The sequence below is a fragment of the Bacillus sp. FSL M7-1345 genome, assembly GCF_038006985.1.
Lineage (GTDB): Bacteria > Bacillota > Bacilli > Bacillales > Bacillaceae_G > Bacillus_A > Bacillus_A cereus_U.
This window is the reverse complement of sequence record NZ_JBBOWG010000001.1, coordinates 2715493-2738503: the sequence shown is the minus strand read 5'-3', so window position 1 is coordinate 2738503 and position 23011 is coordinate 2715493. Positions and strand designations below refer to the sequence as shown.

Below are 23011 nucleotides of genomic sequence, written 5' to 3'. Positions count from 1 at the left end.
AGGCTTATTATTTGTATATAAAAAAGCCTCTATTCTTCCAAATTTGGATTATGATCAGAAGTTATGAAGAATGTAAATTATGTTTGGGGTTAATCTATTTCAATTTATGTACTAAAAATTAATGTTTTTTCGCTTTATAAAGGATATGTATTAATAATGTAAAGCAACAAAATAAATCTATTGGTAGAACGAAGGACAACAATTATTGGAAGTATGATGAAATTTTCTAAACTAATAACTGTATCCATTTTTAAATTGTTTAGGTGAAATACCAGTATGTTTTTTAAAGACCTTTGTAAAATGACTTTGGTCATGGAAATTTAATAGTGTGGAGATTTCTGATATAGAATGTTTTGTATAGGTCATTAAGCTTTTTGACTCATCTATCTTAGCACGCTGAATATATTCGCCTAAGGAAATTCCTACTTCTTTTTTGAAAAGGGAAGATAGATAACTAGGATTTAATGCGACTATTTCTGCTAGATGGGATAGTGATGCCTCTGAAATGATGGATGCTATGCTGAGCTATATGCCATTACGAGCATTAGTGAACTTTAGCGCAGGTGCTTTTACAGAAGAAATGTTGAGTGAAATAATTGGGCTATTGAACGATGCACAGATGAATTAATAAGTGTGAATGAATTTTTTATCCCGTATTAATGGGCGGTAAGACTCCTACCTTAAAACTCGGCGAATGCGAGGAAGTGAGGTCGGAGATAATGGCCCAGAAATGTCCGATTGGTTTTGGTTGATAATCAGTGGGGGATGGACAAAATCCCACTGATTAAAGTTTTATTTTATCTATGTAGGACGTTTCTCCAACATGCAAAAAAGGTAAATGAGAGTTAGAATCTCATTTGCCTTTTTTTGTACTTATTCTGCTAAATATAGAATCATATGCTGGTCTATCATCTTTAATCATTGTTTATAAATATGAACGATGCGATGGCCATGAACCTTGGAGTTTACGAAGTTGTATAATTTGTCCTGTATGATAAGCATCGTGCAAAAGGATATTCAGATATTGTTGCCAAACTGGTAGAGACGGACTTGGTTGATCCAGTTCTGCTTCTTGAAGGGATGTTAATGAAGATTGCAAGGCATCATGTACTTGAAGCGTTCGCTTCACTGTTTGTTGCCACGCTTCATCATCATTAGGTCCATCTTGGACAAACGTGTCATCATTATTTTGTGGAGCAACAAATGTGTCATCTTGATGTAAGCGGGAAAGTAAGCGCTCTTTAAAGATTAGTAAATGGTTTGCATTTTCCCAAATCGTATTACTGGCCTTTCCTTCTGGGTGCCAACATGCTTGGGCAGCGGTAAGATTCTTTAACGCTTCTGATATCGGTGGGTACCATTCTTCTTCGTAAAAAACCTGCTTGACTCCATTTTGTAATATTTCTTTTTTACCCATTCGTATAGCCTCCTTAACTATGAGATAGACCAACAATAAGTGTTAGAGAAAGTAGGTAGAAACGGACCTACTTATCATCTGATTGATGTTTGGAAGTTTCTAAAAGAACAATATGGCGTCGTTGTAGTAATTGTAGAAATAAACTTATGCTTTCTAAATCATTTTTTTAAATGTAATAAATTCTCCTTTCTCTTCAAGAAACCTGCCTCATAGTTGAACAAGAAAATTAACTGCAGCTTAAATTTAAAAACTTGTAGCAATATAAAGTTTCAGAAAGTTTTATAATTCTAAAAAGTTAGAAGGTATAATTCGGTGTATATAGAATTCAATACATGGCAAATAAGGAGGGGATAAAATGGAAGTCTTTCACGTAACGAGTAGAAAGAGGGAAACGTACAACGTTCAAATGAAGTATTCGATACTTTTCGAATGCGCACTTGGCATTGCGGCAATTACGCATAAGAGGTTAATCGACACGCTTGAAAAATCTCAAAGCGAATGGGAAGAAATTAGAAAATCATTATCGGTAGAGATGAGAGAGCATTTACAGTTTGTAGAAGAAAATAATACATGGAAAGCATTGCTTCAGTTATTGTATGAGGGAGATTTTCAGGATCTATCACAGTTTATTGCAAATACCGATTCACTTTCAGAAGAAGATTTAAAGTATATATGTTTACCGTTTTTAGGAGACATCCATCAGGAAAAAAGACGTTTAGCAGCTAGCGGAGAAGCATCTGCAATACACGAACTAAAGGAACTGGCACATGATCATCAGTTTTTCTCTACGTATATTGGCTTTATATGTGATGTCGATGTACAAGAACTAAAGGGCCATTTAATCGCCGTTATGACAGGATGGTATGAGGGTGTTATTAAGAAAGAAGAGGAGCAACTGCTCTCTATATTAAAGCGAGATTATGAAGCGAAAAATGAAATGAATAAAAAGATGAAACCAGAAGAGTTTGTCGAGTGGGCAACAGGTGGAGTTATATATATGCCAGAGCCAAGTGTGCATCACGTACTCCTTATTCCGCAAATTACGTACAGACCGTGGAACATAGAAGCTGATATTGACGATACGAAAGTGTTTCATTATCCGGTCGCAAATGAAAGTATACATCCGGAAGATCCGTATGAGCCGAGTTATTTTTTAGTTCATAAACATAAGGCGCTAGGGGACGAGGCAAGGCTCCGTATTGTAAAACTATTATTTGAAAAAGAGCGTACGCTGCAAGAAATAACGGAAAGATTACAACTAGGAAAATCGACAGTACATCATCATTTGAAACTTTTACGTTCAGCAAAGTTAGTTGATATTCAAGACGGAAAATATGTGTTGAGAAAGAAAGCAGTGCAGTCTTTAGCGAAAGAATTAGATGCATTTTTGAATAGATAATATACAACGAGAATGTACATAAAGGGAGGAATTTAATAGAAAAGTTGGTGAGTTATATTGGAAAATGTGTTGAAAAATCGTTCATTTTTTTTATGTGGATTGGCAGTGCAATTTCAGAATTAGGCGGGGCTTTCGGGACGTTATGTAATTCAATTCTCGTTTATGAATTAACCGGATCGAAAACAGCATTAAGCAGCATGTGGCTATTATATTTTATCCCGTCACTCATACTACAACTAATAAGTGGTCCATTTATTGATAAATGGAGCCGAAAGTGGATTATGATTTTTTCGCAGTGGATGCGGGCCTCTGTTTTCTTACTGCCTTTAGTAATGCTTGTTACTAACAGTGTAGAAGTATGGCATGTTTACGTTGTTCAAATTATAGTAGGGCTCATTACGCCGCTTTATACACCCGCCAGTCAAGCGATTACACCGAGCATTGTAAGTAAAGAACAGCTTCAAGATGCAAATGCGTATATAGATGGGATGACTCGTCTTATGATGTTTCTTGCGCCAGTATTAGGTGGTATCGTCATTCATTTAATTGGAATGAGGCTTACACTATTTTTTTTGTGTATTTGTCTATTTATAAGTGGAGGATTATTACTTTTCGTTAGAGAAAAGAGGATAAAGCAAGAACTTCGAAAAACGTGGCTAGAAGAGTTTCTTCACGGGTTTACATACTTTTTCACAAAACCAGTTATCGTTTGGCTCGGGGTATTTCTTACTTTCGTTCAATTCGGAGTAGGAGTAACGATGGTTACGAATCTTCCTTATATAAAAGACGAACTTTCAGCAGGATATGCTGAGTACGGTTACTTCATGGCAGGTTTCCCGCTTGGCTATGTAGTTGGTTCCATGTTAGTTGGGAAAGTGAAGTATAGAAGCCGTCGCCTACTAATGCTTGGAGGATTATTCGTAGGGGGCCTTACTTACATTTCACTAGGTTTAAATAATAGTATTATTATTGCGATTGTAATCGAAGTAATTGCCGGTATATGTATTGCATTTTTCAATGTTCATAACACGACGATATGCCAACAAACAGTCCCAAATAATATGATAGGAAAAGTATTTTCAGTGCGATTATTTTTCATACGATCGGCAATGCCATTAGGTGTGTTTCTTGGGGGAATACTGAGTGAAATGTGGGGAGTGAGAATATTATACTTTATCATAGGTTCGATTATATGTGTTACTTCTTTAATAGGGATATTGCTTCCATATTTTAAATTTTTGGATGAGTCGATTGCGGAGAATTCTGCATAATTCTAAAAATTTAAAATTTTATAATTGAAAATAATTATCATAATCAATTATAATGGAAGAATACTAGTATTCGTATTATAAAAAGGGAGTGGGATTATATGTTTATCGAAACTAAAACATTTACAGTAAAAGAAGGTACATCTAATATAGTTGTAGAGCGTTTTACAGGAGAAGGCATTATTGAAAAATTTGAAGGCTTCATCGACTTAAGTGTTCTCGTGAAAAAAGTGAGACGCGGAGATGAAGAAGTTGTAGTTATGATTCGCTGGGAATCTGAAGAAGCATGGAAAAACTGGGAAACGAGTGAAGAGCACTTAGCTGGACATAGAGCGGGCCGTGGTAAGCCGAAGCCAGATCATATCATTAACGTTGAACATGGGGTTTATTATGTGAAATCATCGAAATCGGCTTATCAACAGTCGTAATAATACATTTGTTTAATTATAATTTTTCAAATATATAACCATCTATCTGTTTACTGATAGATGGTTATTAACATTGAATAAAGAGAATGATTCGTATGTGATGTAAGAAGAATTAACGGACAGGTTAAAATTAGAAATGTTATAATATAAACTCGATTAGTGAGTAAGATTAGGAGGGACAGTAATGGTTCAATCGATAGTTCATATTGCATTAGTAGTAAAAGACTATGATGAGGCAATAGAGTTTTATACAAGGAAACTAAATTTCACATTAGTTGAAGATATTTATCAGCCAGAAGAAAACAAACGTTGGGTAGTGGTATCCCCTCCAGGTTCAGTCGGTACCACAATATTACTAGCTAGGGCATCTAAACCTGAACAAGATCCTTTTATTGGTAACCAATCAGGCGGTAGAGTTTTTCTTTTCTTAAATACTGACGATTTTTGGAGAGATTATAATGAAATGATTTCAAGAGGAATAGAATTTGTGAGAGAACCGAAAGAGCAATCATATGGAATTGTTGCAGTGTTTAAGGATTTATACGGGAATTTATGGGACCTGCTGCAACTAAAAGGTGATCACCCAATTGCACAAAGAATTAAGTAGAATAAGTAGATTACTACGATTGTCAATCTTTATCGGTAAATCGAGATTCCGTGTCGAATCGTTCATATAATTTCATTTACTGTATTCCAAATGTTGCATTAAAAAAACGTTCTAGACGATAGAAGAAAGTATTAGAATATTAAAAAATGAACACTTGAATACCTTCCCTTAAACATTCAAGTGTTATCAATATGGGTCAATATACTTCTGTATAACCCCTGTTTAAAAGGAGATGGGTGAATGAGGTTGAATCATTTGAATCTATGTGTTGATGATTTATCAGAAGCTAGACATTTCTTTGAAACATTTTTTGATTTTCAATTTTTGGAGCAAAAGGGAAAGGCGCTTGTAGTGATGAGTGATGAGAATGGATTTATACTGGTGTTAAGTGATCCAAAAGCGTTCAAGGGGAAAAAGGACGTTACATATCCTGAAGCTTTTCATATTGGTTTTTTAGTGGAAACTTCAAGTGAAGTTGATCAAGCATATAATCGTTTAGTAGCTGGAGGCATTGAAATAGACAAGGAACCTTATACAATGAGAGGTAGTAGTTATGGTTTTTATTTTACAATATTTAATGGATTATTAATTGAAGTTTCTTGCCTTGATTATAGAGATGGTAAGAAAGTTTCAAAGCTTAATGGTGCTCATCAAGAGTAGTTGTTTGAAGATGTAAATATAGCCCCTATCCAGTTTGGAAAGGGGCTTGATCATTTTATTTGTATGATAAGTGAAAAACAAACTGTTAATAAACTAGAGGGTATTCATCTTAAAGCAAATATTGTATGTTTAAAATAAAGTTGTATAAAAAGGTCTATTTTTTAGGGGAAGTGCTTATGCATAAAAGAACTCTAATTTCTTGTGTGCTGTTGCTAGAAAATTTAGAGAATCAACAGTGTTTCTGATGTGATGAGGTGCGAAACTATTATGAGTAGCACAGTGATATAAATAGGAGGTTCTCACTATGACAATTTCATATAAAGCTATGGCATTCCAGCTGAAAACGGAACGACTCGACCTGAATATGTGGGAGGAATCCGATGCAGTATGGCTGAGAAAATTAATTGGCGAACGTGGTGTGGACATGCCAACCATTGACTCTGTTCGTAGCTATCTTATTGAGATGCGCAAGAAAGCAGCTGAAAATGGTATTTCTCTTCTCACTATTCGTAGGCGAGACGAAGGAGATTTCATCGGATACTGTGGCTTAATTATCGGTCGTTCCACGCTTGAAGAGCCGGAGATTGCATACGAGTTGTTCCGCAGTGCTCATCGCAAGGGTTATGCGACAGAGGCAGCAACAGCTGTGCTAGAGGCTGCGATTGCTACGGGGCGCCAAAGACTTTGGTCGACTGTAGGCGCTTGGAATGTTGCGTCCTTCCGGGTATTAGAAAAGATAGGATTTAAGCGGCATCACAGTACGTGGGGTGAGCGCGGTGAGATTGTTTGGAACGTACGTGATCTGTAGAGGCTTGACTAAATTCGGAACAATGAAAAATGTAAAAGAAAGCCCATATGTTAGGTTACTTAGTAATCTAACATATGGGCTTTTCCTTATAGTAAATATTGATTTTGTATATATTTAAGTGTAAAAGTCTGTTGTTTATTTTAATTTTTTACATCTTCATATAATTGGAGCGCTTCTTTCACATTCAATCTATTCTTCACAATACCATGTATCGCTTGAATCATCGCAGCTGGATGTTCGGACTGCCATATGTTTCGGCCCATGTCTACTCCGATTGCGCCTTCTTGCAGCGCATTGTACGTAATGTTTAATGCGTCTTCGATTGAATCTAGTTTTGGGCCGCCCGCGATTACGACTGGGGCAGGGCATGTGCTCGTAATTTTTTCGAATCCTTCGCAGTAATATGTTTTAATAATGTCAGCTCCCATTTCAACACATACGCGGGAAGCGAGTGCTAGGAACCGTGCTTCTCGTTTTTGCAGTTCTTTTGCGACGGCGGTAATACCGAGTACTGGCAGGCCATAATCGTGAGCTTCAGAGACTACGTTTGCGAGATTTGAAACGGTTTGTGTTTCATAGTCTGATCCAACGAAAACAGAAACGCCGACGCCAATTGCATTTTGTTTTACGGCTTCTTTCACAGGTGTAACAATTGTTTCATTCGCTAAATCTTTACCGACTACAGTTGCTCCGCCTGATACACGCATAACCATCGGCGTGCTGCAGTTTTCAGGTATACAGGAGCTGAGTACACCTCGTGTTAAAAAGAGGGAGTCTGTATATAGAAGCAAGTTTTTAACTGTTTCTAACGGTTGTTCAAGTCCGTGAATCGGTCCTAAAAAGTAGCCGTGATCTATCGCTAACATAACTGCTCTGCCGTCAGGTAAAATTGTATTTAATCGATTTTTAAATCCCCAAGTCATTAGGAATCACTCCTTCGTTAATGTTGGATTTTCAGTTTGTACAGTATCTTTATTTGGTAAATGTGGTGACTTTATAAAAACAGCTTTAAAAGGCTTATCGGAATGGTTAATAAGATAATGAGATTCATGAGGTCGAACTTGCAAGACATCACCTTGTTTGATCGGAACTCTCTCGTTATTCACATAGAAATCTATTTCGCCTTCTAACGCATAGAAGACTTCTTCGCAAGTTGTATGATAGTGATTTTGAAACTCTTGCCCAGGCTGAATAACGACTAGGCCAAGATCGATATTTGGACCTTGTATTAAATATTTAGGCCCGTTATCACCGAAGCGATAGGTGAAATCATCCTCATTCACTTTAAGCATAGAAATCACTCCTTTATGTAATGTGTTACAGCGCACCTGGGGCAATCCACATATGTGATGTGAGGCCTTTATCAGCTAAAGAAAGTTGGCTAGCATACACTGTTTTCCATGTTTCATAGAATCCTTTATAAAGCTCATGATTTTCAGCGTTTGGCTTAAATGTGTTTTCCCACTGTACAAATTGTTCGGCAGTTTCTTCCATCGATTCAAAAATGCCTACGCCAACTCCAGCGGCAATTGCCGTACCTAAAGCAGCGGCTTCTTTTACAACGGGTACTTTAACAGGGATTCCGAGGACATCTGCTAGTATTTGTGGCCAAAGTTTACCTTTAGCAGCGCCGCCAGCAAAGGTTACTTCAGAAGGGAAATTACCTGTGAGGGCTTCTATTAATTTCAAGTTGCCGAGTGTAACGAAGGCGGCATTCTCTTCAATTGCGCGGAACATTTCTTTCTTACCGCATTTTTCAGCATCTAAACTTAAATTTAAAAAGGATGGTGCAGCATGTCGCCAAGAAATATAATTCATTACATTTGAAAAAGTGGGGATTATGCCATGTGAACCTACAGGTACTTCTTTTGCTTGTTCTTCTAGTAATTCATAAGTATCTACGCCAAGTTTTTCAGCGAGCCTTTTTTCTTCTTGGCAAAAAGCATCTCGAAACCATCTCATGACAAGGCCAGGGAAGAAAGCGATTGTTTCGTATTGCCATAGGTTAGGAATGACGTGGCAATTTACACGAATCGCCGCAGTTGGATCAGTTTCTGGTTTTGTTATATTTACTTCTTGTTGCCAAAAACTGCCCCCGCATATAAATGTTTGTTCAGGCTTTACAACTCCAGTTCCAAGAGATGCCATTTGTGCATCTCCGCCGCCAGCAACGACTGGTGTTCCTTCATGTAATCCTGTTAATTCAGCACTTCGTTTTGTGATATTCCCGATAACTGTCCCAGCTTCATTTACTTTTGGAGAAAAGGCTAGAGTAAGACCGCATTGCTCAGCAACCCAGTTATCCCAAGCTCTATTTTGTAAATCGAATATACCGGACGTACATCCATTTGAAGAATCAATTTGCAGCGTGCCACACAACTTATATAAAATCCAATCGTTTAACATCGTAAAGGAATGAATGTTTTTGTACACGTCTGGTTCATGTTTTTTAATCCAAAGTAAGCGAGGTAAAGCACCTAACGAAAAAGTTTGACCGGATTTTTTATATAAATCTTCTTCAATTTCGGAACGAATTTGTTTTAGCTCACTAACTTCCGCTGATGCGCGGCCATCAACATTTGCACAAGCCCATATTTCTTGCCCGTTTTTATCGTATAAAACAAAGCCTTCACGCATACTCGTTGCACTAATACCTTTAATAGAAGAGGGGGACGTATTACTTTTTTGAAGAACATCCTTCGTGCATTCTTGAACGAGCTGCCAGTTTTCTGTTACATCAAAATTCATAGAACCAGGGTAGCGACTATCTGATTTATGAACCCACTCTTTTTGACTAACAGCAAGTTGATTACCGTTTAAATCAAAAAGAACTGCTCGAATGCTCCCTGTACCAGCGTCGTAAGCTAATAGAGTAGACATTAAGAGTCACCTTCCTTTCTTAATAAGGAGAGGGCAGTTTCTTCATCCGTAATTAATGTATGAATGAACTTTCCTTTTAAGGCGCCGTAAATTGCATCTATCTTTTCCGTACCGCCAGCTACACCAACGACATGTTTCATATTTTGAAGAACAGAGAGTGGTGTGCCGATAAGACGATTATGATGAGGAAGTTCTAATTGTTTTCCGTTAGTATTATAAAATTGCCCTAAAATATCTCCGGCCCCGTTTTGACTACGTATATAAGTCATTTCACGTAGTGTTAATTTTTCTTCTTTCACAATTGTGGCGTCTTGAGATAAGCTTCCAATGCCAACTACTGCTGTATGAGCGAGTGAAGCGACGTGAAGCATATCTTTCACGCTCGGTTCAGATAGAATAATTTGCGTCATTTCGTTTGTAGATGTAAGAAAAGGGGTAGGAATAATATGAAGATCGCCTTGCATGTAGTTTAAATAGCTTTGGTTTCTTGGAATATAGTGATTTACGCCTCCTGTAAGAGTAACGATTGAAAGATTCATAGAGCTATCAAAATGAATGTTTTCTAGCATTTTACTTATCGTCTTTCCCCAGCCAATCCCAAGTAACTCCCCTTGTTGCAGATGAGTTTCTAAATATTGTGCGGCAGCTTTTCCGAGTGAAAATGCATAATCCTCAGTTGGCGTTGGAATAACGAAAGCATCTTTTAGATGGAATTTTTTCATAAGGTCACGTTCGATGCTTAAACAGTGCAAACCAGTACCTTTTACGTGAAATGTGACGACACCTTCCGTCCGTGCTTTATCTAACAACCGAACGACTTTATTTCTTGAAATGTGAAGAAGTGAAGCAATTTCTTGCTGGGTTAATTGATCTTTATAATAGTACCAAGCTACTTTTGTTAACAAATTGTCTTCAAAGTTGAGCTGTGACATACTCTTCATCCCTTTCAACAATTGACCACTGCTTAAACATATGTGTTCGTTATTTTGTTTATTCCAGTTGAAGCGATAAAATAGTCCAGTGAAAAAAGTGTTCTAGATATGAAAAAATAAATATACAATGCTACAAAACAAGTAGAACAAAAAATCATTTTCTCAAAAAATGTTCTGCATAAAGGCAGGTGACAACATGTGGAGAACGTGCCCTTATTAGAAGTTACAAAAATGAGTAAATCTTTTTTAGGTCAACTCGTATTAAAAGAAGTCAATTTACAATTAGAGCGTGGAGATGTATACGCTTTAGTCGGAGGAAATGGTGCCGGGAAATCAACATTAATGAAAATATTAACGGGTTTGTATTCATACGATGCTGGCAAGATGTATGTGAAAGGGGAAATACAACAGTTTTCAAACACAGCAGAAGCACATCAACATGGCATATATTTAATACCACAAGAGCCACTCATCTTTCCGCATATGACAATTGAAGAGAATATTTGTATCGGAATGAAAGCGAAAAAGAAAGAACTTCGAAATAAAATTAATAAGTTGCTAGAAGACTTAGGCTGGAACATTCAACTTCAGGATTTAGGATTATCGTTATCCATTGCCCAGCAACAATTAGTAGAAATATTGAGGGGATTAATAAGGGAAGCTGAGATTCTTATTTTAGATGAGCCAACATCGACATTAACAACTCACGAAATTAAGAGTCTTTTTGTGTTGATGAAAAGTTTAAAAGAAAAAGGAATTGGCATGATTTACATTACGCATCGTTTTCCAGAAATCTTTGAAATTGCGAATAAAGTAGCAATTTTGCGTGACGGAATGATTGTAAGTCAAGGGGATGTATCAAGCTATACATATGACATGTTAATGGAGGGGTTATTACCGAAAGGTTATAAACTTGAGGAGAAGAAAGAAATCACGCAAGAAGAAATAGAGCATTCGGAAAAAGTATTAGATGTCACGAATGCGTCTAGTTATGCGTTTCAAAATGTATCATTAACTGTACACGCTGGAGAAGTTGTCGGGATTGCAGGTATCGTCGGATCAGGTAGGACTGAATTAGCTGAATCAATATTTGGATTAATGCCTTTGAAATCAGGTTCTGTTTTATTAGAGGGAAAATCCATTACGAAGTATTCGGTACATAAGCGAATAAAGGAAGGTATGGTGTATGTACCGGAGGACCGGGCAGGGAATGGCATTTTTTCAATTGCGTCTGTGAAAGAGAATATAACAGCTGCATCTTTAAACAGTATGAGTAGCTTCTTTTTAAATAACAAAAAAGAAAGCGCTTTATCAGAGTTGTATATAAAACAGTTTCGAATTGTTGTCCCTCATATGAATGAGAAAATGACGTCTTTATCAGGTGGGAACCAACAGAAGGTCCTGTTAGCGAAATATCTTGCATGTAATCCGAAAGTGATTATTCTTGATGAACCGACCCGTGGTATTGATGCGAAAGCAAGATTAGAAGTATACGAAACGATACAAAGTTTGAAGAGAAAGGGACTTGCGATCATATTAATTTCTTCAGATATGGAAGAAATCGTTCAATTAGCGAATCGTGTTTATGTGATGAGAAACGGAGAATTCGTCTCTCATTTGGAGAAGAAGGAAATTTGTATTGATGAAGTTACACGCCTTGCGTACGGAGGAAAGGGAGGTGTAACGGAGTGAACCGGTTATTTAAAATGCATGAGACGTCTATTATTATTTTATTACTTCTTTACATAGCCTTCGTTGGAGTAATGAACCCTAGTTTTGTTCAGTTTAGCTCTTTATCTTTAATTATGAAATCAAGCGTTATTTTAGTTGTTTTGGCAATTGGTCAATCTTTCGTATTGTTTACGAAAAATATAGATGTATCAGTAGGATCTATTATGGGATTAAGCGCTGCGGTTTGCGGGATGTTGTTAACAGATGGATACAGTGCCTTTATTTCAATATTTGCGGCAATTATACTTGGTGCTCTTATTGGTATGGTAAACGGAATTGGCGTTACGAAATTTAGGGTGCCAGCTATCATTATGACATTAGGAATGCTCGGGATTATTAGAGGCGTAATGTTAATATTTACGGGCGGAAAGTGGATTGAAGATATTCCGAATGAGTATAAACAAATTTCTTCTATTATGATGTTAGGGATTCCGATAACGGTATGGACCGTTCTTATCATATTACTGCTGCTATATTTCTTTTTAATGAAAGTTCAAATTGGAAGATATTTTTATGCGGTCGGTGATAATGAAGATGGTGCAAGGCTTATTGGAATACATGTAGATAAAGTGAAAATATACGCGTTTATCATATCAGGCATAAGCGCTGGGTTCGCTGGATGTATATTCGTAATGAATATTGGATTCGTTCCAAATCAAACAGGTACAGGGATAGAATTACAAGTTATCGCTGCTGCTGTTTTAGGTGGTATTCATTTAAAAGGAGGAACAGGTTCTATATTTGGAGCGGCATTAGGTGCATTCTTCTTAGAAGTGATAAGCAGTTCACTCGTCTTTTTAAAAATACCTGCATTTTGGAATAGTGCTATTTCAGGATTTTTACTTTTACTCATCATCATATTAGATAGTGTCTTAAAAAAATGGAAGAAACTCCGGCAATTAGAAGAAAGGAGGGTGAATCTATGAGGGGAATACGTAGCTTGTATAGATGGGAAGGGGTTCTTCTCATATTGCTTCTCGTAGAATTCATTCTCTTTAGTTTCATAAATAGTGATTTCTTAAACATTAGTAACCTCCTTTTTAGTATGAACGATTTCCTCATTATTTCAATCGCGGCTATTCCGATGACATTTGTCATTGTAACTGGCGGAATTGATGTTTCAGTAGGATCTATTATGGGGCTTACTTCGATTCTTATCGGAGTACTTTGGATGAATGGCATGCCTATACTGTTAGCCGTTATCATTGCGCTCGTAATAAGTTGCATAGCGGGCGGATTAAATGGACTTATTATAAAAATGACAGATGTAGAACCTCTTGTCGTTACACTTGGAACGATGTTTTTATATGCAGGAATCGCCCTTGTTATTTCAGGTGGTTCGGGTGCAGCGGGCTATGAAGGAATAAGTGGTTTACCAGATTCGTATGTGCAACTGGCAAATGGTAGTTTTATCGGTATACCTAATTTATTATGGCTCCTTGTCATTTTAACGATAGTATTTACGATATTGTTTCACCGTACAACATACGGTCGCCACGCAAAATTAACTGGCGCAAATGAAAGTACGGCGAAATATTCCGGAATTCGAACGAAGAAAGTAGTGATTACTGCTTACGTACTTTCTGGGTTAGGAGGTGGATTAGGAGGAGCTTTCTTAACAGCGTATTTCGGTTCTGCTCGTGCTGATATTGGAAGTGAAACCATTTTGCCAGTTATTACGGCAGTTGTATTAGGCGGCACACTAATTACAGGCGGAAAAGGGAGTATTATTGGGACAGTACTAGCGAGTGTTTTTATAGGACTCATGCAGTACGGTTTGCAAATGACGGGCTTAACGAATGAACAATCTAATGTAGTAATAGGTATTATCCTTATTGTTTCTGTTATTATGAGACATTTCAAATTACAACGATTCACTACGGGGAAAAGAAGGAATTTGCATAAGGGGGAAATGTCATGAAGAGAAAACTGGGGATTGTTATTATTATGTGTATTTGTTTAATCGGTTTAATTGCTTGTTCTAGCCAAACTGCGGATAAGAAAAAAGCAGATGATGTAAAATTTGCGTTCATTCCGAAATTAACGGGAGTTGGCTTCTTCACATCAGGTGGTGAAGGTGCAAAAGAGATGGGAGATAAGTTAGGTGTACAAGTGAAGTACGATGGACCGTCTGAGGCAAGTGTATCAGGGCAAGTAAAATATATAAACAATTTTATTAACCAAAACTATGATGCAATTATGGTTTCATCTACGTCAGTTGATGGTCTCTCGCAATCATTACAACGTGCAAAGAAAAAAGGGATGACAGTATTAACGTGGGATTCTGATGTGAATCCGAAAGACCGTTCGTTTTATATTAGCCAAGGTACACCAGACCAACTTGCAAACTTATTAATTGAAATGACTTCTAAGCAAATTGGAGATAAAGGAAAAGTAGCATTCTTTTATTCAAGCCCGACTGTAACAGATCAAAATCAGTGGGTAACGAAGGCGAAAGAGATTATTAAAGAAAAATATCCGAATTGGGAAATTGTAACGACGCAATACGGTGAAAATAATGCGCAAAAATCTTTATCAGTTGGAGAGAGTATTTTAAAAACGTATCCAGATATTAACGCAGTAATATGTCCAGATGCAACAGCACTACCAGCAATGGCACAAGCAGCTGAGAATTTGAAAATGGATAAGAAAGTAGTCGTAACGGGGTTTTCGACACCGAACGTTATGCGTGATTATGTGAAACGAGGAACAGTACAACAATTTGGATTATGGGATGTAAAACAACAAGGTGCACTAGCAACTTATGTTGCAAATGAAATTGTTGTAAAAGGGAAGAAGTTAAAAGTCGGGGATAGCTTTGAAGTAAAAGGAATCGGAAAAGTGAAAGTAGAGCCGAACTCTATTCAAGGGTATGACTATGAGGCAGAAGGAAATGGTATTATCGTATTACCTGAACGAGTTGTATTTACGAAAGATAATATCGATAAGTATAATTTCTAGTAGAAAATAAAAACGTCCGAATATATCGGACGTTTTTATTATGTCGTTTTTTTAATCTATTCATTAATTGTGAACAGTTTCTTTTTCATTTAACCCAAGTGTGCGTCCTGTTGAAGCGTGAAGTTCTTGGAACAGTCTTGGATTTTCCGTTAGTGATACGCCATAAGAAGGGATCATTTCTTTTATTTTTGGCTCCCATGCTAGTATACGTTCTGGGAAGCATTTTTCTAATACTTCAAGCATAACGTGAACCGCAGTAGAAGCACCTGGAGAAGCGCCAAGTAACGCAGCGATTGATCCGTCATTTGCACTAACAACTTCTGTACCAAATTGAAGTGTTCCTTTACCACCTGCATCAGTATCTTTAATTACTTGCACACGTTGTCCAGCAACGACAGTATCCCAATCTTCACTTTTAGCGTTCGGAATAAACTCACGTAATTCTTCCATACGCTTTTCGTGTGATAACATAACTTGTTGGATTAAGTATTTTGTTAATCCCATTTCTTTTACACCGGCTGCTAACATCGTTAAGACGTTATTCGGTTTTACAGAACCAATTAAATCAAGGTTTGAACCAGTTTTTAAGAACTTAGGCGAGAAACCTGCAAACGGTCCAAACAGTAAAGCTTTTTTGTTGTCTATATATCTTGTATCAAGGTGAGGTACAGACATTGGCGGAGCGCCAACTTTAGCTTTTCCGTATACTTTTGCATGATGCTGCTCTACAACTTTTTGGTTTTTACATACCATAAATAGTCCACTTACTGGGAATCCTCCAATATGTTTTGATTCAGGAATACCAGTCTTCTGAAGTAGAGGTAGACTACCACCACCGCCGCCGATAAAGACGAACTTTGCAGTATGGTGTTCGATTTTACCACTATTCATATCGTGTACTTTTACTTCCCACAAACCGTTCTTCGTACGTTTAATATTTTCAACACTATGTTTGTAGTTTAGCTCGACATTTTTAGTTTTTAAGTAATCAAACAACATGCGCGTTAACGCACCAAAGTTAACATCTGTTCCAGAGTCAATTTTCGTTGCAGCCATCGGTTCATTAGAGTTACGACCTTCCATAATGAGTGGAAGCCATTTTTTTAATGTATCAGGAGCATCAGAAAATTCCATTCCTTGGAATAGAGCGTTTTTTGAAAGCGCTTCAAAACGGTTTTTTAGAAACTCCACATTTTTTTCTCCTTGCACCAAACTCATATGAGGTAGTGGCATAATAAAATCTTGTGGATTACGAATTAAGTTTCTCTTAACAAGATACGCCCAAAATTGTCTTGAAAGTTGAAATTGCTCATTTACTTTTACAGCTTTACCAATATCTATAGACCCGTCAGATTTTTCGGACGTATAGTTAAGCTCACATAGCGCAGAATGTCCTGTACCAGCATTATTCCATTCGTTAGAACTTTCTTCTCCGGCATTAGCGAGTTTTTCAAATACTTTAATTTCCCATTCAGGTGCCAATTCTTTAAGTAATGATCCTAACGTTGCGCTCATAATTCCAGCGCCAATTAAGATAACGTCTGTTTTTTGCTGCATGTTGCTCATGATAATCTCTCCATCCCCTATATTGGCAAAAAAGAGTAGGTGTTTTTATATCTAAGCCGTAAAAAGAAAACACCGCCTAGGCCCCACCTAGGTATTTACCTTTTTTGTCTCAATTATATAACCATCTCATAGTCTATTATAATAATTAATAGACTAAAATATCTAGTGTTATCTGATAATTTTAAACTATTTAACGTTTTATTTCATAGAATTCTTCTGTCATAAGGGTAAAAAGCATAGTAGTAAAGCGGAATTTGGAGAAGAATTCCATTTTGATGTTATCTCAAAAAAACTTCTATTTTTATGTTTTATCTTTGAAAACTAGTAAAATTCTATTTTTGTAACATCTAATTTGAAAAAATAGAGTAAATAACAAATAAATGATAAGATTATTCTGGAAATAACCAAGGAGGGATACCAATGCTTACAAAAGAACAAGTCGCAAACTTATTTCGGGATTTTTCTGTGAATGAATGTAAAGGATCGAGTCCTTTATACGAATACTTATCAATAAAAATTTCTGAAGATGAGGAAGTTCTTACGTTAGCTTTCAATGCACAACCTGGTCAGCCAATCCCGAACTTATTATTAGGTGCGGTCCATTATTTATTGTTAAAAGGAAAAGAACACAGTTTAAAAAGGTATTATCATAGTTTAGTTGAAGATGCAGATACAAATTTAGAATACGCTTTTTCACAATTTAAAGATTTCTGTAACATATATCGAGAAGAAATCATTACATTATTACAAATAAAACTCGTTCAAACGAATGAAGTTAGACGATGCGCATACTTATATCCATGTTTCTGCTACATATTTAACAAAGTGAATAAACCGTTCGCGTTAATTGAAATTGGTACAAGCTCTGGATTACAACTGTTCTGGGACCAATATAGCTATTCGTATGGAACAGATGAAACATACGGAAATATAAATTCGAATGTACATTTAACTTCTGAAATAAGAGGGAAGAATGTGCCCCGTTTTCTAAAACAAAGTCCACCTGTCGTAGAAAGAATCGGACTAGATTTACATGTGAATGATTTAAATGCCGATGAAGATTATTTATGGTTACGCGCGCTTATTTGGCCAGAACATAAAGAAAGACTTGAACTATTCGATCAAGCAGCAGCGCTTGTAAAAGAAAAATCAGTGAGATTAATAGAAGGTGACGGTGTAGCACTTCTTCCGGCCATTGCAGATCAAATAAGGGAAGATGCGGTGATTTGTATTTTCCATACACATGTGGCAAACCAAATACCTGAAAATGTAAAACATACGCTAGAAAAACAAATTAAAGACATTGGTGCAAAACGTGATGTATTCCACCTATATAACAACATGTGGGACCGGGACCTTCATATTGATTATTATATTAACGGAAACGAATATTGTGAAACTGTTGGGGAAACGGAAGGGCATGGGAGATGGTTTAGTTGGGGATTGGGGGATAAGAAGCTATGCTAAAGTAAATCTAATAATTATGGGTTTCATCACCAAAATTCGTAATTAAAATAGCTGATGGAAGACACTCCATCAACTGTTTTTTACTTTTCATAAAACTCATTAGGTATCTAAGGTAAGCGTCAAATATTCCTCACCTACAAGTTGTAAATAGCCCATGAGATTCATCTTCTTACATCCAAGGATTTAAAGAAATTGGATTATTAAAACCTGACAGGTGTCAAAAAAGAACCTACCGGTTAATCAGCTATATTACTGGTTCAAGAAATTATTACTTCAAACGGAAGAACCGAAGGAAAGTAAATGTTTAAAATGAATATATAATACATGCGAGAAAGAGCACAATTTGATAGGGGGGCTTCCAAATGCATATGGATGAAAGAATGAATTTGCAGTTAACAAGCCAGGCTCTTCAGGTAATGAATAACGGAATTGCTGTCATAAGTCATGATGGAATCATCACATTCAGCAACCAACCATTCTGCAGCATGTTACATAAAAAAGAAAATGAAATAATAGGTAAGCATATATCAACGATTATTCCTGATCGTAAAAAGCTAGTAGTGAATCAAAATGATAGTTTGTACAAGTACGAGTGTAAGGTGGGCAACCAAGTATTGATTATGAATGAATCCCGTGTATATCAGAGCGGGAAAGAAGATGGATCAATTGCCATTTTGGAAAACAAGGAAAAAAGTATACAGTCCTTGGAAAGTATCATCAGTCGGTATGAAAATGCCTTGAATTTACTGTCGGAGTGTATTCTAGGGGTAAATGAACAAGGGATTGTCAATTTTTTAAGTGGTTCTTATGCACAATTTTTAGGGATTGATGATCCAAAGGAAGCGATAGGTAAGCATTGTACGGAGGTTGTTGAGAATACGAGGATGCATATTATCGTGAAGACGGGACAGGTGGAAATTGGGCATATCCAGCGTATAAGTAATCGGAATATTATCGCAACTCGCATACCTATTGTTAAGGACGGTGAGGTTATTGGTGCGATTGGTAAAATTATGTTTCATGATATACAGCAGTTTAAAGCTTTGGGGGATCAGATTAGTGCAATGGAATCAAAGTTATCTTACTATCAAACTGAATTACAGCGGTTGCAAGAAGGTAGATTGTCCTTTCAAAGTATTATAGGAGAGAGTGCGAAAATGAAAGAAGTTAAAACGATGGCCTTGAAGGTTTCTAAAAGTCGGTCTACCGTTTTGATAAGAGGAGAGAGCGGTACAGGGAAGGAGCTCTTTGCGCATGCGGTACATCGTGCAAGTCCGCGTGCTAGGGGTTCATTTATTCGTTTGAATTGTGCTGCGATTCCGAGGGATCTTTTGGAGGCTGAATTATTTGGATACGAAGAGGGGGCTTTTACAGGAGCGAAAAAAGGTGGTAAGCCTGGGAAGATTGAGTTGGCCCATAAGGGAACGTTGTTTTTAGATGAGATCGGTGATATGTCTTTGGACATGCAGGTGAAGTTGCTGCGTGTGTTGCAAGAGAAAGAGATTGAAAGAATTGGTGGTACGAAAATTCAAAAGATTGATGTCCGTTTCATTGCGGCGACACATCGAAATCTTCGTGAAATGGTGCAAAGAGGGGAATTTAGGGAGGATTTATATTATAGGTTGAATGTGTTTGCGATTGATATTCCTCCGTTACGAGAGAGAAAGGAAGATATGATACATATAATGGAATTTTTAATTCAGAAATTGAATGGGGAGCTGGGTAGTAGCGTTCTTTCATTGGATGAGAGAGTAAGGGATATATTCATGGAGCATGATTGGCCAGGCAATATTAGGGAGCTAGAGAATGTGTTAGAACGAGCGATGAATGTTATAGAAGGAATGATTATTCAAGTGCATCATCTTCCTGTATATTTGCGGAAAAAAGATTTGGAAGAAGAGTTATATCATGAAATATTTGCGGTGGATCAAGAGAAGAATGAGATGAGTTATTCACTGCAGGAGGAAGTGGAATCGGCTGAAAAACGGGCGATTACAAGGGCTTTGGAAAAGACAGCTGGAAATATAAAAGAGGCAGCCAAGCTTTTAGGGATTCATCGGGCTAGCTTATATCGAAAAATAGAAAAATATGGAATTTTGTGAAAGGAAGCAAAGGGCAAACAGGCCCTTTTTTTGTTTGGTTTGCAGTAATACATACTGTCTCTTTTTTGCGACACTTTCTTATAGATGCGACATGATCGTAATCATTTGTAGCGCAAATGCGACATGTGAAGGTGGACATGTAAGGGAGACTTGGGGTATGTCCCTGAAGGAATAAGGGAATAGAGAATGAGTCGATTTTTGGCATGTTTCTTGCTATATAAATAAAAAAGATTATAGCAAGAAGGGATGGAATTCAATGCTGAAAAATCACAGTTTGCCACATTTTATTATGCAAAGTATTGAAAAAACACCAAGTAAGGTCTATTTACAATTTGAAGAACAAAGAGTTACGTATGAGGAGCTCTATCATCGAATTACTAGAGCCGCAGCGGGATTTTGTGAGCTCGGTATTCAAAAAGGTGACAAGGTTTGTATTATGCTTCATAACACTCCTGAATATCTGGATGTATGGTTTGCTTTATCTTTTATGGGAGCAATTGCGGTGCCTCTGAATGTGCATTTAAAAGGGGAAGGTTTGCAGTATATTTTATCTCACTCTGATTGCAAGCTGATTATCGTTGATAAGGAATTTGTTCCTCAAATTGCTTCTTGTTTGCCATTTATACAAAGGGACATTCAAATTGTCGTTTACGGAAATGATGAAAGCGCAATCATTTTGAACGATGGTAAAGAACCGCTGGTAATCGAATTGAAAGATGTACTGAATACAAATAATCATCACCTTCCAACTGAATTTGTTTCCTCCTCTTCTATTAACAGTATTCTTTATACCTCTGGAACGACTGGATTACCTAAAGGGGTCATGTTAAGTCATTCTGCCTATGTAAATTCTGCGCAGTCATTTGCCACCTATATGGTTGGCGCAAGTTCGAAAGATATTTTATTTACAGCGCTGCCGTTATTCCATATTAACGCCCAGGCCCATACAGTACTCGGTGCTATTTCTTCCAATGCGACAATTGCTCTTGGCAAGCGGTTTAGTGCTTCTGGATTTTGGGATGAAATTCGCGGTCATGGCGCAACCATTTTTAATTCTTTAGGATCTATGATTCCTATTCTCTGCAAGCAACCAGAAAAGGAAAACGATAATGAAAATTTTGTAAGGGTGACGGCTTGTGCTGCTACGCCTAAGGAATTTTGGAAGCCGTTTGAGGAGAGGTTTGGCGTCCAGATTGTAGAAGGTTACGGATTAACGGAAACGACGGGTTTTTGTGTAACGAATCCATTGAATGCCAATAAGCCGCCTTCTATTGGAAAGCCTTATTCTTACGTAGAGACGAAGATTGTCAATGAGGATGGAAATGAAGCGCGGACTGGTGAAATTGGAGAGATTTTTATACGTTCCTTACAGGGACAAGCATTCATGGAAGGCTACTATAAAATGCGGGATAAAACAGAAGAGGCGATGAAGGAGGGATGGTTCCATACAGGAGATCGCGGTTATCTAGACGAGGAAGGTTACTTATATTTTTGCGATCGAATCAAACAGTGTATCCGGAGGCGTGGAGAAAATATCTCCTCTTGGGAAATCGAAAAGGTAGTGAATAATCACCCGAAAGTACTTGAATCAGCGGCCATCGGTGTTCCATCGGAAGTGGGAGAAGAGGATGTCAAATTATATGTGATTGTAAAGAAAGGAGAAACGATGTCCCATGAAGAGATTATAGATTGGTGTCAAGAACGTATGGCTTACTTCATGGTGCCGCGATATGTTCAGTTCAGTGAAACTTTCCCAAAAACCGCGACGGAACGGATTCAGAAGTTCAAGCTGAAGGAGGAAGGAATCAGTACTGCTTGGGATCGCGAACAGGTCGGCTATGTAATTAAAAGAACGAGTTGATGTGCTGAAGGGGAGTAAAACAGTTTGCTTTTTATCTCATTACATATTGGAAAGAAGGGATTGAATTGGAAAATAAGCGGGTTGTTACATGGTCCAAAGAAAAAGGAATCGCGACAATCATCATTGATAATCCTCCTGTGAATGTATTGAGCGGTGCTGTGGTTGAGCAACTGACGGTGGTGGTCGATGAAATCGAACGGGATGATGAAGTAATTGCTGTACTTCTAACTGGCGCTGGAGAAAAGGCCTTCGTTGCAGGAGGAGACATCAAGTCATTTCCGGAATGGATTGGGAAAGGGAATGAATATGCAGAGGGAAAATCATTGTGGCTTCAGAATCCATTAAATAAAATAGAAAGATTGTCGAAGCCTGTAATCGCTGCTATTAACGGATTAGCGCTTGGGGGCGGGTGTGAATTAGCCTTATCATGTGATTTACGGATTATAGAAGAACATGCCCAAATCGGACTTCCAGAGGTGAAGTTAGGATTGTTTCCAGGTGCGGGAGGCACGCAACGTTTGCCTCGATTAATAGGAACTGCAAGTGCGAAAGAAATGATGTTCACTGGTGAACCGTTCACTGCCGAGGTAGCTTGGCGAGTTGGTTTGGTGAATCATGTTGTTCCGCGTGGCGAAGCGCTGAATAAGGCGAAGGAACTAGCCGCGAAGATGGCTCAATTTTCCCTTCCTGCTTTATCTTTGATGAAGCAATCTATCAATAAGGGATTATCTTCTTCTCTTGAGGACGGGCTAAAAATAGAAGCTGAGAATTTCGGCCATGTATTTCAAACGAGTGATGTAAGAGAGGGAGTGGAGGCTTTTATAGAAAAGAGGGTACCGCTTTTTCATCATAAATAAAATAACAAAAAGTAATGCCTGCCTCTGGCAGGTGTTGCAATAATATATATAAATATAAAAGGGTGTA

19 protein-coding genes and 2 pseudogenes are annotated in these 23011 nt (G+C 37.5%); 14 read left to right on the top strand and 7 right to left on the bottom strand.

What is annotated here, in order from left to right:
- Positions 1 to 231 precede the first annotated feature (231 nt).
- Positions 232 to 495 (bottom strand): annotated as a pseudogene (locus MHB76_RS14235) (helix-turn-helix domain-containing protein); the annotation flags it as partial.
- 430 nt (positions 496 to 925) lie between these two features.
- Positions 926 to 1417 (bottom strand): DinB family protein, encoded by a 492-nt coding sequence (locus MHB76_RS14230; protein ID WP_078174279.1) that lies wholly within the window; start codon positions 1415 to 1417, stop codon positions 926 to 928.
- A gap of 355 nt (positions 1418 to 1772) precedes the next feature.
- On the opposite strand from MHB76_RS14230, the gene MHB76_RS14225 reads away from it, so the two are divergent.
- The 6 genes and pseudogenes from MHB76_RS14225 to MHB76_RS14200 all read left to right on the top strand — a co-directional run bounded on the left by MHB76_RS14225 (position 1773) and on the right by MHB76_RS14200 (position 6587).
- Positions 1773 to 2816, top strand: a complete 1044-nt coding sequence (locus tag MHB76_RS14225; protein WP_078174280.1) for an ArsR/SmtB family transcription factor — start codon at positions 1773 to 1775, stop codon at positions 2814 to 2816.
- Positions 2817 to 2873: 57 nt separating this feature from the next.
- A pseudogene (locus MHB76_RS14220) lies at positions 2874 to 4087 on the top strand (MFS transporter).
- 98 nt (positions 4088 to 4185) lie between these two features.
- Positions 4186 to 4512, top strand: a complete 327-nt coding sequence (hmoA, locus tag MHB76_RS14215; RefSeq protein WP_002013488.1) for a heme-degrading monooxygenase HmoA — start codon at positions 4186 to 4188, stop codon at positions 4510 to 4512.
- Between the two features lie 184 nt (positions 4513 to 4696).
- The gene (locus MHB76_RS14210) at positions 4697 to 5119 is read left to right on the top strand and encodes a VOC family protein (RefSeq protein ID WP_078174281.1); all 423 of its coding nucleotides are present in this window, start codon (positions 4697 to 4699) and stop codon (positions 5117 to 5119) included.
- Positions 5120 to 5359: 240 nt separating this feature from the next.
- Positions 5360 to 5779, top strand: a complete 420-nt coding sequence (locus MHB76_RS14205; protein ID WP_078174282.1) for a VOC family protein — start codon at positions 5360 to 5362, stop codon at positions 5777 to 5779.
- A 304-nt stretch (positions 5780 to 6083) separates the two neighbouring features.
- On the top strand, positions 6084 to 6587 hold the full coding sequence (locus MHB76_RS14200; protein WP_078174283.1) for a GNAT family N-acetyltransferase: 504 nt from the start codon (positions 6084 to 6086) through the stop codon (positions 6585 to 6587).
- A 140-nt stretch (positions 6588 to 6727) separates the two neighbouring features.
- Here MHB76_RS14200 and lsrF read toward each other — a convergent pair whose 3' ends face one another.
- Genes lsrF through MHB76_RS14180 form a run of 4 tightly spaced genes read right to left on the bottom strand, consistent with a single transcriptional unit; the run spans position 6728 to position 10399 of the window.
- Positions 6728 to 7510, bottom strand: coding sequence for a 3-hydroxy-5-phosphonooxypentane-2,4-dione thiolase (gene lsrF / locus MHB76_RS14195; protein ID WP_078174284.1), 783 nt, complete (start codon positions 7508 to 7510; stop codon positions 6728 to 6730).
- A 6-nt stretch (positions 7511 to 7516) separates the two neighbouring features.
- Positions 7517 to 7879, bottom strand: a complete 363-nt coding sequence (locus MHB76_RS14190; RefSeq protein WP_000921867.1) for a cupin domain-containing protein — start codon at positions 7877 to 7879, stop codon at positions 7517 to 7519.
- A 25-nt stretch (positions 7880 to 7904) separates the two neighbouring features.
- On the bottom strand, positions 7905 to 9467 hold the full coding sequence (lsrK, locus tag MHB76_RS14185; RefSeq protein ID WP_078174285.1) for an autoinducer-2 kinase: 1563 nt from the start codon (positions 9465 to 9467) through the stop codon (positions 7905 to 7907).
- Positions 9467 to 10399: a sugar-binding transcriptional regulator gene (locus MHB76_RS14180; protein ID WP_078174286.1), complete on the bottom strand. Its 933-nt coding sequence runs from the start codon at positions 10397 to 10399 to the stop codon at positions 9467 to 9469. The genes lsrK and MHB76_RS14180 overlap by 1 nt, the downstream gene beginning before the upstream one ends.
- A gap of 198 nt (positions 10400 to 10597) precedes the next feature.
- Here MHB76_RS14180 and MHB76_RS14175 point away from each other — a divergent pair, with 198 nt between their 5' ends.
- The 4 genes from MHB76_RS14175 to lsrB are packed head-to-tail and all read left to right on the top strand — an operon-like array spanning position 10598 to position 15091.
- Positions 10598 to 12091: a sugar ABC transporter ATP-binding protein gene (locus MHB76_RS14175; protein ID WP_078174287.1), complete on the top strand. Its 1494-nt coding sequence runs from the start codon at positions 10598 to 10600 to the stop codon at positions 12089 to 12091.
- Positions 12088 to 13056, top strand: a complete 969-nt coding sequence (locus MHB76_RS14170; RefSeq protein ID WP_002161382.1) for an ABC transporter permease subunit — start codon at positions 12088 to 12090, stop codon at positions 13054 to 13056. The genes MHB76_RS14175 and MHB76_RS14170 overlap by 4 nt, the downstream gene beginning before the upstream one ends.
- Entirely contained in the window at positions 13053 to 14051 is a 999-nt protein-coding gene (locus MHB76_RS14165) for an ABC transporter permease (protein WP_002110489.1), read from the top strand. Before MHB76_RS14170 ends, MHB76_RS14165 begins: the two co-directional genes overlap by 4 nt.
- Positions 14048 to 15091, top strand: a complete 1044-nt coding sequence (lsrB, locus tag MHB76_RS14160; RefSeq protein ID WP_002110487.1) for an autoinducer 2 ABC transporter substrate-binding protein LsrB — start codon at positions 14048 to 14050, stop codon at positions 15089 to 15091. The genes MHB76_RS14165 and lsrB overlap by 4 nt, the downstream gene beginning before the upstream one ends.
- Positions 15092 to 15154: 63 nt before the next feature.
- Here lsrB and MHB76_RS14155 read toward each other — a convergent pair whose 3' ends face one another.
- A complete protein-coding gene (locus tag MHB76_RS14155) occupies positions 15155 to 16657 on the bottom strand; it encodes a malate:quinone oxidoreductase (RefSeq protein WP_199709111.1) in 1503 nt (500 codons plus the stop codon).
- Positions 16658 to 17077: 420 nt separating this feature from the next.
- On the opposite strand from MHB76_RS14155, the gene MHB76_RS14150 reads away from it, so the two are divergent.
- The 4 genes from MHB76_RS14150 to MHB76_RS14135 all read left to right on the top strand — a co-directional run bounded on the left by MHB76_RS14150 (position 17078) and on the right by MHB76_RS14135 (position 22944).
- Positions 17078 to 18124, top strand: coding sequence for a DUF2332 domain-containing protein (locus MHB76_RS14150; protein WP_002161384.1), 1047 nt, complete (start codon positions 17078 to 17080; stop codon positions 18122 to 18124).
- Between the two features lie 362 nt (positions 18125 to 18486).
- Complete coding sequence (locus MHB76_RS14145; RefSeq protein ID WP_002161385.1) at positions 18487 to 20226, top strand: sigma-54-dependent Fis family transcriptional regulator; 1740 nt, start codon at positions 18487 to 18489, stop codon at positions 20224 to 20226.
- A gap of 256 nt (positions 20227 to 20482) precedes the next feature.
- Positions 20483 to 22087, top strand: coding sequence for an ATP-dependent acyl-CoA ligase (locus MHB76_RS14140; RefSeq protein ID WP_002161386.1), 1605 nt, complete (start codon positions 20483 to 20485; stop codon positions 22085 to 22087).
- A 65-nt stretch (positions 22088 to 22152) separates the two neighbouring features.
- Positions 22153 to 22944, top strand: a complete 792-nt coding sequence (locus tag MHB76_RS14135) for an enoyl-CoA hydratase (RefSeq protein ID WP_002161387.1) — start codon at positions 22153 to 22155, stop codon at positions 22942 to 22944.
- The last annotated feature ends 67 nt before the right edge of the window (positions 22945 to 23011 follow it).